This is a genomic window from Chryseobacterium sp. PvR013 (assembly GCF_017833095.1).
Lineage (GTDB): Bacteria > Bacteroidota > Bacteroidia > Flavobacteriales > Weeksellaceae > Chryseobacterium > Chryseobacterium culicis_A.
The window spans coordinates 3805765-3822470 of sequence record NZ_JAFIBT010000001.1 but is presented as its reverse complement, the minus strand read 5'-3'; the positions used below and the strand labels follow the sequence as shown (position 1 = coordinate 3822470).

The 16706-nt window shown below is 36.2% G+C and carries 18 protein-coding genes; 2 read left to right on the top strand and 16 right to left on the bottom strand.

The genetic code is table 11. From position 1 onward, the window contains the following. Positions 1–191 precede the first annotated feature (191 nt). The 6 genes from feoB to JOE44_RS17415 all read right to left on the bottom strand — a co-directional run bounded on the left by feoB (position 192) and on the right by JOE44_RS17415 (position 4720). Complete coding sequence (feoB, locus tag JOE44_RS17440) at positions 192–2225, bottom strand: ferrous iron transport protein B (protein ID WP_209786558.1); 2034 nt, start codon at positions 2223–2225, stop codon at positions 192–194. Next, positions 2225–2479 carry a FeoA family protein gene (locus JOE44_RS17435; protein WP_105682883.1) on the bottom strand — a complete coding sequence of 85 codons (255 nt, stop codon included), beginning with the start codon at positions 2477–2479 and terminating at the stop codon, positions 2225–2227. Before JOE44_RS17435 ends, feoB begins: the two co-directional genes overlap by 1 nt. A 104-nt stretch (positions 2480–2583) precedes the next feature. Next, on the bottom strand, positions 2584–2895 hold the full coding sequence (locus tag JOE44_RS17430) for a hypothetical protein (protein WP_209786557.1): 312 nt from the start codon (positions 2893–2895) through the stop codon (positions 2584–2586). Positions 2896–2976: 81 nt separating this feature from the next. Then, positions 2977–3267, bottom strand: a complete 291-nt coding sequence (locus JOE44_RS17425; protein ID WP_209786556.1) for a hypothetical protein — start codon at positions 3265–3267, stop codon at positions 2977–2979. Between the two features lie 83 nt (positions 3268–3350). Next, entirely contained in the window at positions 3351–3638 is a 288-nt protein-coding gene (locus JOE44_RS17420; protein ID WP_209786555.1) for a hypothetical protein, read from the bottom strand. Positions 3639–3820: 182 nt separating this feature from the next. After that, positions 3821–4720 carry a GLPGLI family protein gene (locus JOE44_RS17415; protein WP_105682887.1) on the bottom strand — a complete coding sequence of 300 codons (900 nt, stop codon included), beginning with the start codon at positions 4718–4720 and terminating at the stop codon, positions 3821–3823. 180 nt (positions 4721–4900) lie between these two features. Between JOE44_RS17415 and JOE44_RS17410 the strand changes: the two genes are divergently transcribed. Beyond that, positions 4901–5398 (top strand): DinB family protein, encoded by a 498-nt coding sequence (locus tag JOE44_RS17410; protein ID WP_209786554.1) that lies wholly within the window; start codon positions 4901–4903, stop codon positions 5396–5398. A 56-nt stretch (positions 5399–5454) separates the two neighbouring features. On the opposite strand, the gene JOE44_RS17405 is transcribed toward JOE44_RS17410, so the two are convergent. Next, positions 5455–8166, bottom strand: a complete 2712-nt coding sequence (locus JOE44_RS17405; protein ID WP_209786553.1) for a hypothetical protein — start codon at positions 8164–8166, stop codon at positions 5455–5457. Positions 8167–8617: 451 nt separating this feature from the next. On the opposite strand from JOE44_RS17405, the gene JOE44_RS17400 reads away from it, so the two are divergent. Next, positions 8618–9499, top strand: coding sequence for a cupin-like domain-containing protein (locus tag JOE44_RS17400; protein WP_209786552.1), 882 nt, complete (start codon positions 8618–8620; stop codon positions 9497–9499). Positions 9500–9559: 60 nt separating this feature from the next. On the opposite strand, the gene JOE44_RS17395 is transcribed toward JOE44_RS17400, so the two are convergent. From JOE44_RS17395 to JOE44_RS17355, 9 genes are all read right to left on the bottom strand, one after another. Then, positions 9560–11284 (bottom strand): hypothetical protein, encoded by a 1725-nt coding sequence (locus JOE44_RS17395; RefSeq protein ID WP_209786551.1) that lies wholly within the window; start codon positions 11282–11284, stop codon positions 9560–9562. A gap of 123 nt (positions 11285–11407) precedes the next feature. Next, a complete protein-coding gene (locus JOE44_RS17390) occupies positions 11408–12136 on the bottom strand; it encodes a metallophosphoesterase family protein (RefSeq protein WP_209786550.1) in 729 nt (242 codons plus the stop codon). A 1-nt stretch (position 12137) separates the two neighbouring features. Then, a complete protein-coding gene (locus JOE44_RS17385; protein WP_209786549.1) occupies positions 12138–12680 on the bottom strand; it encodes an RNA 2'-phosphotransferase in 543 nt (180 codons plus the stop codon). A 10-nt stretch (positions 12681–12690) separates the two neighbouring features. Beyond that, the gene (locus JOE44_RS17380; RefSeq protein WP_209786548.1) at positions 12691–13656 is read right to left on the bottom strand and encodes an ADP-ribosylglycohydrolase family protein; all 966 of its coding nucleotides are present in this window, start codon (positions 13654–13656) and stop codon (positions 12691–12693) included. Beyond that, the gene (locus JOE44_RS17375) at positions 13656–14342 is read right to left on the bottom strand and encodes an NAD-dependent deacylase (RefSeq protein ID WP_209786547.1); all 687 of its coding nucleotides are present in this window, start codon (positions 14340–14342) and stop codon (positions 13656–13658) included. Before JOE44_RS17375 ends, JOE44_RS17380 begins: the two co-directional genes overlap by 1 nt. Positions 14343–14346: 4 nt before the next feature. Further along, complete coding sequence (locus JOE44_RS17370) at positions 14347–14853, bottom strand: O-acetyl-ADP-ribose deacetylase (RefSeq protein ID WP_209786546.1); 507 nt, start codon at positions 14851–14853, stop codon at positions 14347–14349. Then, positions 14850–15665 (bottom strand): TIGR02452 family protein, encoded by an 816-nt coding sequence (locus JOE44_RS17365; RefSeq protein ID WP_209786545.1) that lies wholly within the window; start codon positions 15663–15665, stop codon positions 14850–14852. Before JOE44_RS17365 ends, JOE44_RS17370 begins: the two co-directional genes overlap by 4 nt. A 2-nt stretch (positions 15666–15667) precedes the next feature. Beyond that, a complete protein-coding gene (locus JOE44_RS17360; RefSeq protein WP_209786544.1) occupies positions 15668–16081 on the bottom strand; it encodes an ADP-ribosylation/crystallin J1 in 414 nt (137 codons plus the stop codon). Positions 16082–16101: 20 nt separating this feature from the next. Then, a complete protein-coding gene (locus tag JOE44_RS17355) occupies positions 16102–16695 on the bottom strand; it encodes a DUF4291 domain-containing protein (protein ID WP_209786543.1) in 594 nt (197 codons plus the stop codon). Between the last annotated feature and the right edge of the window lie 11 nt (positions 16696–16706).

Genomic DNA, 16706 nt, shown 5'->3' with positions numbered 1-16706 from the left:
AATTACTACATTTTTTTCAATTATCCGATCAACCCAGTATTAAGAACAGCCGCAATCTTTATCGCAGTTGGTTCTTTTGGAGCTGAATTTTTTAGGTGCAAAATTCTTTTTAAGTACTTTAAATAAAGAGTAACAAGCGAATGCTACAATTAATACAATAAGTACGTACTGAATAATTAATGATGAATCCATTACTTTAAAATCTGATATGCTATCATCGACACAAAATATGCCAAACCTGTCATCATGACTACCTGAAAGCAGGTCCATTTCCAACTTTTGGTTTCTCTGTAGACTACTGCAAGTGTAGAAACACACTGCATTGCAAATGCATAGAAAAGAAGAACTGAGATTCCGGTAGCAAAACTGAAGATTTTTTCTCCGTTGGGCTTCACATCTCTTCTCATTTTATCAATTACTTTTACTTCGGGAGCATCATCTTCCAAACTGTAAAGTGTAGACATTGTTCCTACGAAAACTTCTCTTGCGACGAAGCTGGTAAGAATTCCCACTCCCATTTTCCAGTCGTAGCCAAGCGGAGCAATCACGGGTTCTATTCCTTTACCCATTTTCGCAAGGTAAGAATGGTCAAGGTGAACATCTGTAGCTACAAATTCATTGGTTTTCTGGCTGGGTCCAAAGTAACTCAGAAACCAGATGATGATACTTACGATGAAAATTATTTTTCCTGCTCCGGTAATGAAATCCCATACTTTTCCCAGAACCATTTTAAAGTCATAGCCGAAAAGTGGTTTTTTGTAAGCGGGAAGGTCCATTACAAGGTACGTTTTTCCTTTACTTTTAATAAATCTTTTAAGGATTGCTGCTGAGAATAAAGCGACTAAGAAGCCAAGAAGGTACATTCCCATCAAGACCAGCGCCTTATATTTTATTCCTAAAAATGTTCCTTCTGAGATAATCAGTCCGATGATAATACTGTATACCGGAAGTCTTGCAGAACATGTCATAAATGGGGTTACCAGTATGGTAAGCAGTCTTTCCTTTACGTTTTCAATATTTCTTGTAGAAATCACAGCAGGAATAGCGCAGGCTGTACCTGATACAAGCGGCACTATACTTTTCCCGTTAAGCCCGAACGGACGAAGTAATCTGTCCATCAGGAATACGACTCTTGCCATATATCCTGAATCTTCCAGCAGGTAAAGGAAATACAACAGGATTCCGATCTGTGGAGCAAAAACTACAATTCCTCCAATTCCCGGAACAATTCCGTTAGAAATCAGTGAATTAATTGGTCCTTCCGGAAGATGTTCGCTTGTAAATGCAGCAAGCCAGGAAAATGTTTCTTCGATCCAGTTCATAGGATATTCCGCAAGGAAGAAAACGCTTTGGAAAATAACCAGCAGGATGAGTAAAAAAACTACATAACCCCAGAATTTATGGACTAAAACTTTATCCAGTTTTTCGGTCAGTAATTCTTTGAACTGAGCTTTTTTAGAAATAACATCAGCCAGTATTTTGTCTACATTCTGATATCTTCTTACGGTTTCCTGAACCTGTAATCTTTTCGGAACCAGACTTTTAGAATCAGATTCATTGAACTGTTCCATTACTGAGCTTATTCTTCCAAGATCTGTTCCCAATGAAAGGCTCATCCAGGCTTTATATTCATTATCGAAACCTTTATGTGCTGCCAGTTTCTGAATAAAATCTCTGTGTTCGTTGGGGGTTTCAAAAGAAACTGTATTTGTTTTTACAAATTCATTGTTGTAAACAGCTTCTCTCACGGTATCAATTCCAATCTGCTCTTTGGCGTTGGTCTGAATAATCCGGATCCCTAATGCTTCGGAAAACTTTTGAATATCTATGGTGATTCCTCTTCTTTCGGCCTGGTCAATCTGATTGACAATCAGAATCATTGGAATGCCAAGATCCTGAATCTGCTGAAATAGAAGCAATCCTCTTTTTAAACTTAATGCTTCAAGAATATAAACAACTCCTGCGTAGTTTTTCTGCTCGTCGATAAGGTATTTGGAAAAAATAGCTTCATCTTCTGAGCTTGGGTAAACGCTGTAAGAACCAGGAAGATCAATGACTTCCACTTCTTCGTTTTTATACGTATAGTTCCCCGAGTGACTGGCTACGGTAACGCCGGCATAGTTTCCGGTTTTCTGCTTTTTGTTGCAAAGTGTATTGAAAACCGTTGACTTTCCTACATTAGGATTTCCGACTAAAAGTATCTGTTTTTTCTTGTTTTCCTGCATTAATTCAATTCTTCAACAATGATGTAATCTCCTTCTTCCTCACGAAGAGCAATCCGGCTTTTTTCTGCTCCAAACTCCACATACATAGGCCCATTGAATGGTGCCTGATACAAAATTCTGAAAGAGGTTTCCGGAAGAAGCCCCATTTCAATAATTTTATTGGGCATTTTAAGATGGTCGTTATCATACCCCAATATCTTCCCCATTTTGTTTTTAGGGAATCCACTTAATTTATGTAATCCTTTCTCTTTCAAAGCCTAATTTTTAGTCCTGCAAATATACGCTATTTAAATTTAATCTAAATAACAAGGTTCAGAAAGAAAACTTCCTGAACCTTATAATTTTTTTTACTATTTAGTTATAGACCTCCAAAACTAGCTATACAACTGGCTGTTGCTGCTGCCTCAACAAAGCCTTCTTCAGTAGGTATTCCCATGGATATGTACATTAAAGAAAGAGATATTGAATTGTTGAAAACACATTGTTGGAAAGGATTCAATCTTTTTGCTGTTGCCATTTTTATTACCCCTTTTTCATCCTTAAAATTCTTTTTAGCTATAAGAACAGTTTCCGTTTTTGGGGTTTCGATTGTATTTGCTTTTGGTTCTTCTGTTTTTGCAAATACAACGGCTGATGTCATCAATAATGATGCAATAATAATTTTTTTCATGGTATGGTATTTTAAATTAGTTTTTAACAAAAAAGAAATCAGCCCAGACACACAATGTATTTGGGTTGATGGTAAATCTTATTATGAAACTCCTTCTGACTCAAGCTGGAAGCAATGAACAGCAGGTCCTACGAAAATAGGCCCTAAAGCAAGTTCAATAATACATTTTTCTTCATTAGTCAATTCCCTCTCTTTTGCCGTTGTAGATAATGCAATAGGCTTTTGTAGTTGATTTGTATTTTCGATAGTCTTCTTAGCAACTAAAACAGTTTCTGTGGTATTTTTAGGCTCCTCAATTTTATTTGGAGATTCTGTTTTTGCAAATGCAACTGCTGATGTCATCAATAATGATGCAATAATAATTTTTTTCATGGTATAATATTTTAAATTAGTTTTTAACAAAAAAAAGAAATCAGCCCAGACACGCAATGTAGTTGGATTGATGGTAAATCTTATTAAGAAATTCCTTCTGCGCCAAGCTGGAAGCAATGAACAGGAGGTCCGGCAATTATAGGACCTACAGCAAGTTCAATAGCACATTTTTCTGCTGTAGTCAATTCCTTCTTTCTTGCGGTGGTGGATAATGTAATAGGTTTTTGTAGTTGATCTGTATTTTCGATAGTCTTCTTAGCGACTAAAACAGTTTCTGTTGCATTTTTTGGATTCTCTGTTTTTGGAGATTCTGTTTTTGCAAACAATAGGGCAGATGTTGTCACTAAAACTGCGACAAAAGTTTTTTTCATGGTATAATTTTTAAATTAGTTTTAACAAACATATGAGAATAAAAAAACAAAATCAAATATTTTTTGAAAAAATTTAAAAATTTCTATGAATCAAGTATAGAATTTATCTAATAAAAAGAAATCAACCCAAATACATTGCTGTATCTGGGTTGATTCAAAATATAATTTAGTTGATATGAAGCTTATTTTTTCTTCTTGTCAGAAGCCTGTTCTTTTTCTATTGGGTTGTCATTGGATCCGAAGAAATCTTTCACCTGTTTTTCCATCCTTTTCATAAAATCACCAATGGTTCCATCTGTTCCGGGCATTGGTTTGCTCATCGTCTCAGCAGTCATATAGGGACGAGATTCAGCAAATGGATCTGCTTTAAAGGCATCAAATGACTTCTTGAATTTTTCTTTTGTAGTTGGAGTTACCGTATTACTAGACATTCCCATCTTTGCATTAATCTTATCTGCATAAGACACTTCGTCGTAATTTTCTATTTTTTTATTCCCACTTAACAGCCATGAATAATTTTTATCCGCGTCTTCAATTTTTACAATCAAACCTGGCAGTCCATAAAATTTATAAGGTCCATCCTGAAAAGGAATATCCGAGCTGAACCATGCCGTCCATGTTCTTCCTCCAAATTCAGTGGTAGCTTTTTGTGTATTATAAGTTCCTATTTTTTGTTTTTCTGGTAAAATATTCCACTGCAATTTCACATCATCATCATAAGAGAAAAAGTTTCTACTAATCTTATCTACATATTGCACTTTCATTTCCGGATAGTTTTTAAGAATCTTGTATGAAAACTTAGGCCATCTTATCATTTTACTCATATCCTTAAAGGATTTGGTTTTTTCCATCTCTTCTACCTGAACTTTAATAATTGAATCCTGGGCAGGCATTGTATAATCCTGGTAGATAGATTTTTTAGGAGTAATATCCAAAATGGTAATCACTTTATCCAGCTTCGCTGAATCTTTCTTCGGTTTAAAAGTCAGTTCATAAAAGAAACGATTCGCGGTTTCCTTTGACTCCTGAGCTCCTGCAAAAGCAAATAGAGCGATAAGAAATACGGAGAATAACTTTTTCATTGTAGCAAGTTTATATAATTAGTAATGATATCTATTCTTTTGTTACAGTTTTTTTCAAATTTTATTTTCAGGAAAAGTATTCTTTGCTTTCAAGTCTTTCCAGATTAAAAAATTATGATTCTCTTAAAACAGTTTCATTTTTAAAACGCTTACCTTTAAGTTTCTAAAAAACAAAATATTATGGATACCTTATCTCAATTAAAATCCGAACTGGAGGGAGAATTCCAAACCACAAAAAAATTTATTGAACGATTCCCTGAAGGTAAAAACGACTTTGCTCCGCATGAAAAAAGCATGAAGATGATGCCGCTTGCCACTCATCTTGTAGAAGTTTTTGAATGGCCGAACACCATTTTAAACACTTCTGAACTTGATTTTGGAAAAGGAGACTACAAACCTACCGTTCTTTCTACAAAAGAAGACCTTCTTAAAAAGCTGGAAGAAGATTATCAGGCTGGCAAAAAAGCATTAGAAAACAGTAAAGAAGAGGATCTGAATCCCAGCTGGACGATTAAAAATGACGGCCATGAACTGGCAAGCTGGAGTAAGTACGGAGCAATCCGTCATGCATTAAACCAGATCACGCATCACAGAGCGCAACTGGGAGTATATTACAGACTGAACAATATTCCTTTGCCGGGAAGCTATGGGCCTTCAGCAGACCAGCAAAGTTTTTAATTTTAATATATAGTATATCTCAACAAAAAACCAATCCGGATGGATTGGTTTTTATTTTATTTAAAGTTGAATTTCACACTTAACATGACCTGGCTTGGACGGAGCTGCATGGTCGTCTGAGTAATCGTTGTATTATCAATATCTATTCTTTCAAATACTTTCTTGTTTGCGATATTCATCCACTTCAGTTCAAAATCAACTTTCTTTTTAGCCCATGAGAACTGATAAGAAAGGTCAAAGAAACCGTTGTTATATTTTACATCTGCAGATTTTGAATTGATCTGATCCCAATAAAATCCTATGGTATGGTTTTCTAACGGATAGAAAAATACGTTAAGGTTGTGACTGTATCCTTCAGATTTTCCTTTGTTACCTGTAAGATAAATATTAGAGGTCTTATTCCAGGTTTTAGAGGCGTTAAAGTCTACGCTCATCCATGAGAAATAGGTGTTGTTAAATTTAACTCCAAAAGTATTCCCGTTCGTTTTATTATCAATATCATCGGTATTTCTAATAGATTGAGATTTAGAGATTGTATTGTTATAGCTTAATGATGCGTTGGTTTTAAACTTAGGAAAATATTTTCCTATTTCCGCATAATAGGTATTGCTGGTTCTTTTATTCTCTCTTTCCAGGTATTCTGTTACTCTGAATCCGGATTCATTAACGATACTTGAGGCAATAAGGTTATTTTTAGCATCACTTATTCTATAGCCTACATTGAAGAAAAGGTTATTTAACGGATTTCTGTATTCCAATCTTGTCCCTACATTTTTAGTATTGGTTTCAGGAATCGGGTTGTTAGGATTCATCACATTAAATCCTGCCGGACTTGTCAGAATATATCCCGCATAGGCAGTCTGAATATCTCCGAAATTATTGCTGATTCCCCCATTCAAACTTGCTTTGAAAAACGAAGCGAATGAATACTGAGCAAAAATATTGGGTGTAAATGTTACTTTACTCAAAGATTTGGAAACATTTCTAAAAGCATCTTCAGCTTTGATATTATTAAAATTAACAGGGAAGCTTGAGAATAAACTCCATGCTTCTGATTTATAATTAATTCCCACTGAGGCAGATGGATTGATTCTCGTAAATTTCAAATCATTTTCATAGGCTAAGCTTGCAAAATCCGGTTTATTCCCGACTGTACTTCCATCAAAATTTGTTGTCAGCTTATCCGTTGAAAGGTCAAATCCTACTTGTGGGGTAAACGTCCATCCTTTCGTAGAAAAACTGATATTTGCAGAATGTGAGGTATCTAAAGATTTGATTCTGAAATACTGCAAAGCCGTACTTCCTGGGGTAAAGTTTATCGTTGTAAAATCTTTGCTTCCCGGTTCTTTGTATGGGAACTGTAAATAGTTTGCAGGAGAAATTTCTAAGATCTGCTTGTCATTCTGATAACTAATATAGGATTTGAAATTCACCATCTTTTCTTTCCAAGGAATAATCGTGCTTAAAGAGTTCTGGAAAGATGTTGTAGGTGATTCTAAAGCTTCGTTTCCTATTCTGTATCCTTGTTTATCATTTCTTTCTGCCAATGCCCTGTCAGCATTCCAGAATTGAGAGAATGTTGTTGTGTTTTTGAAGAATCCCTTTTTAGCATTTTTAGTAAAAATTAATTCCCCTTTTAATTTATCTGTATAGAAGTTATTCAGGAACCTTGTATTATATTGTGTTCCCTGCTGAATGTCTCTGGTAATACTGTTAGACTCTCTTTCCACTGCATTATTAGTATAATTGGCATTGGCTTTAAGCTCCCATTCTTTCTTTTTATCAATATTGGTAAGGTAATTGGCTGAAAGATAGTGAACACTGTTCATCAAATATCTCTTTACCGGAAGATCCGGTACAGTAGCATTTTCAACATTTAACCAATTGTTTTGTGAAATATTACTTCTTCTACCTTCCCACGCGCTTCCGAAAGCAAGGATATTCCCTTCATTTTCTACCTGCTCACCCATATTATTGGTTTTATAATTGACTACCCATTGGCTTTTCTGTCCAAAAAACATGGGAGTCAGTTTTACATTCCAAAGCCATGGATCTCCGAAACCGGTTCCTACTTCTCCTCTACCTGTCATCGTTACAGAGTTTTTAAGCTTGATATTAATCGCTGCCTGATCTGAAGGCACTTTGTCCTGGAGAATTTTTACCGGCTGGTGGTTTTCAAGAACTTCTACTTTTTGTACAGCATCTTTTGGAAGAGAGTTGTTGATGGTTCCATAACCTCCTTCCATAAGGTCTTTTCCGTTCACATAGAATTTATTGATCGCATTACCCTGATATAGAATCGTACCATCATTATTCACCTCAATTCCCGGAATCTTCTTCATCACATCCGCCAGCGTTCTGTCGTTTTTGCTGTTAAAAGCTTTAAGGTCATAAGAAATGGTATCCCCTCTTGCGGTAATCATTTTTGTTTTCAGCTGTACTTCTTTAATTTCTGTGGCTTCGGACTGCATTTTAAAATTCAGCGTCTGATCGCTGTTATTAATCTGCTTTGTAAGTGGTTTTTGGTTGAATGCTTTCACTTTTAGATCCACGTTAGATTCGGCGGAAGTGAAAATTACTTTATATTCTCCTTTGGAATTGGTAATGGCATAAGCCAGAATAGCATCTTTACCGGGCTCTTCTATGGTCACACTGGCGCTTGGTATGGCTACCCCATCATCATCCGTAATCTTTCCCGAAACCGTTTTCTGTGCAAACGTAAGCACAGTAAAGAAAAGCATCAGAAATAAAGAAATATTTTTTTTCATACTTATTATTTGCTCAATTAGTTAACCATTGTAGTTTTTTGTTACACTTTTTATAAAGATGAATTTTACAGGAAAAAGTTAAATTTTTATCACTACAAACATAGTGATATTTTTTTTAACCTTTGAATTATTTTTAAAGCAGGTTCATTTTGAATCAATTTTAATGTGGCTTACAATTCATACTATCTCTCTCAAAATATTTTTGAAAACTAATATTAAGTATACAAATTCATAAAAAAACAGATTATTGACTATTGAAAAATTAGTAACAAAATCCTGATACAGATTGACTTATTTAATAGAAAAAGGGCAAATATTACGAGAAGTGAAAATTTTATTGGGGGATTACTATTTTACATAGGAAAATCTGATTTGAATCATAGATTAAAAAAAAATTAAAGACTAGTACATCAACATATATTTAATAATTTTGTAACATAAAATTTACAAAATGGGAATAATTTTAAAGCCTATAGATGTTGTAGATGACATTTCGAAAGAAGAATTCTACGAAAAATATCTGAAGCCAAGAAGGCCCGTTGTCATCAAGAATATGGCAAAAAAATGGCCTGCTTATCAAAAATGGACGATGGAATATATGAAGGAAGTTGTAGGAGATGTAGAGGTTCCGCTATATGACAGCTCAAAGGCAGATCCTTCTGCTCCCATTAATTCTTCAGCCGCAAAAATGAAATTTGGAGATTATATAGATCTCATCCAGCGAGAGCCTACTGATCTCAGAATATTCCTTTTTGATCCTATAAAATTTGCTCCTAAACTTTTGGAAGATTATATTTCTCCTAAAGAACTCATGGGAGGTTTCCTTGATAAGTATCCTAATATGTTCTTTGGTGGTAAAGGATCTGTAACGTTCCTTCACTTTGATATTGATATGGCTCATATTTTCCATACCCACTTCAATGGAAGAAAACATATTCTTCTTTTTGACTATAAATGGAGGGAAAGACTTTATCAGATTCCTTATGCAACCTATGCGCTGGAAGATTACGATATTGAAAACCCGGATTTCACAAAATTCCCGGCACTGGATGGTGTAGAAGGAATTGAATGTTACCTTGAACATGGAGATACATTGTTCATGCCTACAGGATGGTGGCACTGGATGAAATATCTGGATGGAAGTTTCTCAATTTCTTTAAGGGCCTGGGACAAATCATGGGCGGTAAAGGCTCATTCTTTATGGAATCTTACAGTACAGCGTAAATTTGACGACATTATGAAGTCCAATTTCAAAAAGAATTACATGGACTGGAAAGAGAAAATGGCAATTAAAAGAGCAGAAATGGCCTTGAAAAGAGGCTTACCAAGATAACTAAAAAGACGTTTCGTTTGAAACGTCTTTTTTTTAGTTTAAATATTCATAATCAATATTTTACAAGACTCTATAAACAGGATACTGTCTAAATGTTTTTTCTTCAAAATAAGGGGAATGTCTGTAAATCCAATCCAGTTGTGCAGTTCCATCTTCAGACAATTTTTTATCCAATGCTTTGGCTGATTCAAAGGCTTCTTTCAGTTTTTTATCTTTTTTAAGCAATTCAGCAGCGGTATCTTCGAAAATGTAAGCAGAATAATATTCTTTCTGTGCTAAAATCCCATCGAAGAAATTCCAGTTGAAGAATGAATCCAGTGCTTCAGGCTCGAGGGTTTCTATAATATATTTTACCCCAGACTGATTGGTAGAAACCAGATAATCTCCGGCGGAAAACATCATACTTTTATTGGACTTGTCGACGGTGGTTTCAAAATGCAGATAATGCCCTTCATAAGGGTTTTTAACGGTTTTAAAATCTTTAATTTTATAGGACTCAACCGCCAGAGTACTGTCTTTCTGAATCGGTTTCATCTGAATGTTATTTCTTTTAAATTCTTCAAGAACCCGATACTGTGACTGCGGAATCACGTAATATTTTGGAATGGTAATATATCCCGTTGGAACAGCTGTAGTAAAGAGTTTTATGTTCTTTGTAAACGGCTTGTTTCTGTCATAATACAGCCTTGGTTTCCCGGAAACCTCACTGGGTTTGTATTTTCCTTCGTAGCCTTTAAAATCCATGGTAGAAAACCTGGTGGAATCTATTTTCCAACGGATGCCATACTGTTTCCCAGCCTGATATTGTTTCAGGTTTTCAATACGGAGCTGTTTTATTTTGTGATAATCTTTATCTAAATTCTGCAGGTTGACCCACATATATTTGTAAGTAGCATCCACTCTTTTGTCATAAGGTTTTAACATATGAGTTTCAGGGACTGTTCCTAAAGAATTGAAAAGGGAAGTATATCCTGTGGAATATCTCGGAGAGTCTTCAAATGAAGCAAATCCCACTTCAGGAACATCTCCGTGAATATTGACATAAGGTGTACTTTCATAGCCCAATTTTTTCATGTCCTCAAGATTTTTAGCCTGATAATCGTTATAGAAATAAGCTCCAAGGGTATTTCCCAGACGTTCTTTAAAGGTTGAAATATAAGTGAATGTATATTGATAATCTGCTCCGTTGCTGACATGGTTATCTATAAAAACATCTGGTTTTAACCATTGATAGATTTCCTGAAAGCTTCTGGCATTTTTAGAATCTGCTTTAATAAAATCTCTGTTCAGGTCATAATTCCTAGCATTTCCTCTGAAACCATACTGCTCCGGGCCATTTTGGTTGGCTCTGGAATAAGATCCTCTGTTGAACATTCCACTCACATTATAAGCAGAAATAGCGGCAATGATAAAGTTCTGTGGTGTTTTGATCTTTTGGGTTGCAAGATCTCTCATGAGCATCATGGTAGCATCTATTCCGTCCGGTTCTCCCGGGTGAATGCCGTTGTTGACGAAGAGAATGGCTTTATCTTTTCTTAATTTTTCAAGATCTTTTTCAGGAAAAGGATTGTAAACTACCACATAAATAGGTTTTCCGTTGTCATCTTCTCCTTTTTTAAGGTACTGAATGGTATTGAAGTTTTTAGCCAGATCCTGATAGTAGTTATTCATTTCGTCATAGGTAACAGTCTGGTTGCCATTTCCTTTTTCAAAAGGGGTCTGAAATGATTTTTGAGCAAAAAACAAAGTAGAACTCAGGGTGAATAAAAGATATTTCAGTTTCATTGAAGTCGTATTTTCAGACTTTAAAATTAATCATCTTTTATGAATGGACGAATAAGCGAAATTGTTTTTAAATTAAAACCCTCAAAGGTTTTGAAATCTATGAGGGCTATTTCTCTAATAATCTTAATTTCTTCCTTTTTCATTGGGGTACAAGGCAGGAAGCGGATCACTTTGCCAGAATTGTTTGGAATCAATATCCATGATGGATAAAGATCCGGTATAGGCTGCTCCGGTGTCCATATTCCAGATATTGGCTTTGTTGGCGGGTGTTGTCATACCAATGTCAATAGTGGGCGTATGTCCGATAAATATTTCTTTGTACAAAAGCAGTCTCTTAGGATAAAATTCTGAATTTCTCTGCAGTCTTTTATCCATTGCTACAGCGGTTTCCCAGAGGGTTCTGTCCCAACGGTAATTGCTGGAATAGACTTCTCTTTCAGGGCCATGCATGGAAGCATATCCTGCATGAATAAACAAGCGGTTCTGATCATCAATGTGATAATTATTCATCCTTTGAAAAAATTCCAGATGGATATCCATATCTTCCGGGAGATAATCTTTGTAGCTTTCTACGGTACTTTTTCCGCCATTGAAAAGCCATACATCGGGGGTTTGTCCCAAAGCTAACCAATCTTCACACCAGGCATCATGATTTCCTTTGATGAAAATACATTCCTGTTTTTCGGAAAGTTCTATTAAAAATTTAATAATTTCGGAAGACTCGCTCCATCCATCCACATAATCTCCGAGGAAGATTAGTGTATCATTTTGGGTCACTCCTGCTCTTTCAAGAACCTGCTGTAAGGCTTTAAATCCTCCGTGAATGTCTCCTATTACTAATGTTCTTTTCATTTTACTTCGAAATGTATTTTGCATCTACAAAATCCGTAAGCCAGACTCCGTTTGCAGACTGGTAGAAAGATAATCCATCCTGATACATTGTTCCGGTTCTGATGGTAAGAATCACAGGTTTACCGTGTCTCATTCCGACCTTTGTAGCGGTCTCTTTATCAGCACTTAAGTGTACATGCTGACGGGTTCTTTTTTCAATTCCTTTTTCCAAAATGGAAGAGATATTGGCTTCAGCAGTTCCATGATAAAGAAATTCAGGGGGTTGCTTTGTTTCCAACGCCAGATCTATATCAATAGAATGGCCCTGACTTGCTCTGATCATGGTTTTATTTTCGTTAAAAGCAAAACGCTTTTTGTTATTGGTTTCTACCACCTCATCCAGTTCTTCGGGAGTGAAATACACTCGTCTTTTGGCTGATTTTCCTCTCAACTCTTCTATGTCTGCCCAACCATTTTCATCGAGCTTTAGTCCTATGCTTTCCGGCTGATGACGTAGGATCAGGCTTAAAAATTTACTTATTTTTTTCTTTTCTATTTCGTTCATCGTTTGTGTTTTAGTTCATTAATTTTTGGTGTAATTTCTCACACAATTTCTCAATATCATCCTTTCTCACCAGCTCTGAAATCCATTCTTCCGGAATATTTTCAAATCCATAATAAATACCTGCAATACCTCCTGTGATTGCTCCGGTGGTATCGGTATCTTCCCCGAGGTTTACCGCTTTCAAAACTGCTTCAGAATAGCTTTCTGAGTTGAGAAAACACCATAGAGAAGCTTCCAGGCTGTGAAGAACATAGCCGGAAGAGCTTATTTCCTCTTCCTGTAAAGTATGCAGGGGAGCCAAATCATATTCACCTACTTTTAATTCTAAAATCCGGTGGAATTTATCCATTTCACTTTGTGAACAAATAAGATTATAATCCAAAAATTCTCTAACTGTTTTTTGCATTGTTCTATATGCTTCCCACTTTTCTTTCCCTTTTAGAATCTCCAACGCAAATTCCAAATAAATAAAACAGGCCAAAACTGAACGGATGTGTCTGTGTGTAATAGAGGAAACGTCTTTTATAATATCAAAACGTTTCTCGATAGGAAAATCCTTGATGTAAAATACGAGTGGCATAATCCTCATTAAAGAGCCGTTTCCATTGTCGAACTCAGAATTCCCACCACATAAAGTAGGAGAAACCCCTTTTCCAATTCTAAAAATAGCTTGTGAAGTTGCGATACCTATGTCAAAAACACGCCCATGAGGAGTCCATATTTCTGCATTATACCATTGCAAAAATTTCATTGCAATGTCTTCGAGATTATATCCTTTACACAAACTATCTGCAAGACACAGTGTCAAAGAACCATCATCACTCCATGTTCCTGCAGGTTGGTGATGGGTTCCTAAAGCACGCATTTTAGTAACTGGTGAGCGCTTAAGTTGTTCTCTACTCCTGAATTCTACCGGAACACCAAGCGCGTCTCCTATGCAAACGCCCATGATTCCGGCTTTTATTTTATTTTCCATCAGGCAAGATTGATCAGTTTATCAAACAACAGTTTCATTCCCTGGGTTGCTGTTTCTTTCATTACTACGGCTCTTTGTCCATATCCAAATCCTGTTTCATTGGGATTGATGACGATTAAAAGACATTCATCTTTGATATCATGAATCAGTCCGGCTGCAGGATATACCTGTAAAGATGTCCCGATAACCAGTAAAATATCTGATTCTTTCACGATTTCTCTTGCGTTCTGATACAAAGGAACATCTTCTCCAAACCAAACGATAAATGGTCTTAATTGTGCTCCATCTTCGGCTTTGTCCCCAAGTTTGATGTCTTCTTTTTGTTCATAAATCAGACTTTTATTGTTGCATGAGCATGATTTGAACAATTCTCCGTGAATATGAAGGATATTGGTAGATCCTGCTCTTTCGTGAAGATCATCAATATTCTGGGTAATAATCTGAACATCAAAATGTTTTTCCAGTTCTGCCAGTAAGTGATGGGCTTCGTTGGGCTGTACTTCGTGCAGCTGGCGTCTTCTCTGGTTGTAAAATTCCAGCACCAAAGCTCTGTCTTTTCGCCATCCTTCCGGGCTTGCCACATCTGTTACATTATGATTTTCCCAGAGACCGTCTCCGTCTCTGAAGGTTTTTATTCCGCTTTCGGCACTGATTCCTGCGCCGCTTAATATGGTTAGTTTTTTCATGGGCTTAATCTAATAGTTTTTTGTAAATCAATTCATTTTCATCATCAAAGCAAACAAAAATAACTTTCTTAATGACATCTGACTTAAAGTTTCTGACCTCATCTACAGCAATTTTTCCTGCCAGTTCTTTTGGAAATCGGTAAACACCTGTACTGATATTAGGAAAAGCAATGGTTTTCACACCAAGACTTTCTGCCAATTTTAAGGAATTATGATAACAGTTTGCCAGAAGTTTTGATTCTTTTTCCACATAACCATTCCAAACCGGACCTACAGTATGAATAACATATTTCGCTGGAAGATTTCCTGCTGTTGTTATGACAGCTTCTCCGGTATTGCATTTACCTTGTCTGTTTCTGATCTCTCTACATTCTTCTAATATCACTGGACCTCCTGCTCTGTGGATAGCTCCATCTACTCCGCCTCCACCAAGTAAGGAGGAATTGGCTGCGTTGACAATTGCATCGGCTTGGATTTTTGTGATGTCTCCTTTTATTAATTCAATTTTCATTGTATCTCTTCAAACGGTTTCAGCATTTCTTCTTTCCTGCTAAGCACTGCAAAAACCACTCTTTTAAATTTATTTTTATATTTTCCCTGAAGATGCTTCCTGAATAATCCTGCAATTTCTTTTGGATCATTTTTGAAAACGCCACATCCCCAGGCTCCTAAAATCAAGACCTCATTTCCTTGCTGTAAAGCCAGCGAAAGCATTTTATCCATTCTTAGATCCATCGCCTCAAGGATTTCATGTTCTCTTTCCGGTTCCTGGCGTTTTACCACGCCTGCATTAACTGCCGGAGAGGTAATGAAGTTACACAGCACAGGCTTAGGAAGCAATTCTCCTTTATCTTTCCTGAAAACCGGAACTTTGGGACTGTAAATCATTGTATCAGTATAAAAACAGGATTCCATCGCGCGGTGAGTCGTATAATAATCCCAGGCCTGAAGCAGACTTTCATACAATCCGGAAGTTCTTGCCAGACTTTCTTCCTGTGCTTCCGCTCCGTTGATAAATCCACCTCCGGGATTTTTTGCTGATGCAAAATTCAGACACATGAGTTTTTCCTGATTTTCTTCTTCGGCTAATTGTAGAATTGCTTTTAAAGAACTGCATTTCCAGGTTTCAAATTGAGTTTCAAAACCTGCCTCTGGCATTGGGGATTCTTTCATTTCAGAAAGTTGTTCCGGAGTGAAAAGAACGGTTTCTTTTTTACTGATTTCCAGTTCGTTTTCTATATTTATTTTTTCGTTGTGTTCGTTGATATAATATTTTTTGGCCAGGATATCTAAGGTATCTTTTGCCATTCCTTTATTTGTCATGGTTAGTTTTTAATGTTAATCATCAGCTCTTCCAGTTCAGCATTTTCTGTCTTTTCAAAATCATCTCCAATAAATACTTTGTTTATTTTAATGTTGCCTACAATAGCTTTATTAAAGTTCTCCAGTTCTTCTGAAGGAACCCAAAGTTCATTATGGTTTCTTGCCCCTACATTCTGTGCAGGATATTGATCTGCTACTTCTTCCAATACATCAAACTGGGTTACAAAACCAAGATAGTTTCCGGCTTCATCTCTGGTGTTCCATTTTTCAGCAATCTCGGAAGCATATTCTTCATTAAGTACAGGATAGAAAATGGGCTGCCAATCCAATCTTGGAGGAAATTTTTTAAATCCACTTTCTATAATCAATATCATTTCTTTTTCTCCTACTGGTCTGTATAATGTTCTTGTTTTCATGGCATTTCTTTTAATTATTATTACGCTGTGGCTCCAATTTTGTGGGCCAGTTCATCTGATAAGGGATAATTCTTTTCTACAGGCAGCAGTTTCTTTGCCTTATCGAATTCCCCTGATTTGGTAAGGGTCAAAATCTTCTTAACCAAAGGGCCGTAATCCTCTATTTTCACAATCCATTCTTCATTAAATTCCTCAATCAGTGATCTGCTGATCCCAACCTGGATGGAACGGTAATTAAGTTTCGTTCCCTTAATATTTCTTTCAGGATCCCATTGCACATAAATTTCAGCATTTTCAAAGTCTTTTTCCCAATTTCGGGGATCAGGATAGACTCTTTTTTCTGGTGAAGTAAGTATTGCTTTGCTTAAAGCCTTCTCCCAGGCCTCTCTTTTAATGTGAATTGCCAGCGTACATTCCTGATTGGATTTCTGTCCATAGTTGCTGCGCTCCATCATCCAAAGAAAAGAAGGCTTTATCCAGGTCATTCTGTTCAATGAAAACGGTGCCATAAACTTCTGATTCTCTATAGCTGCTTTTGCAATTGTTTTATTATAAGCCTGGTATACTACCAGAGTATCATTTTTATAATCTGCTCTTACTTCAAATTCTTTCATCACTGTTAATT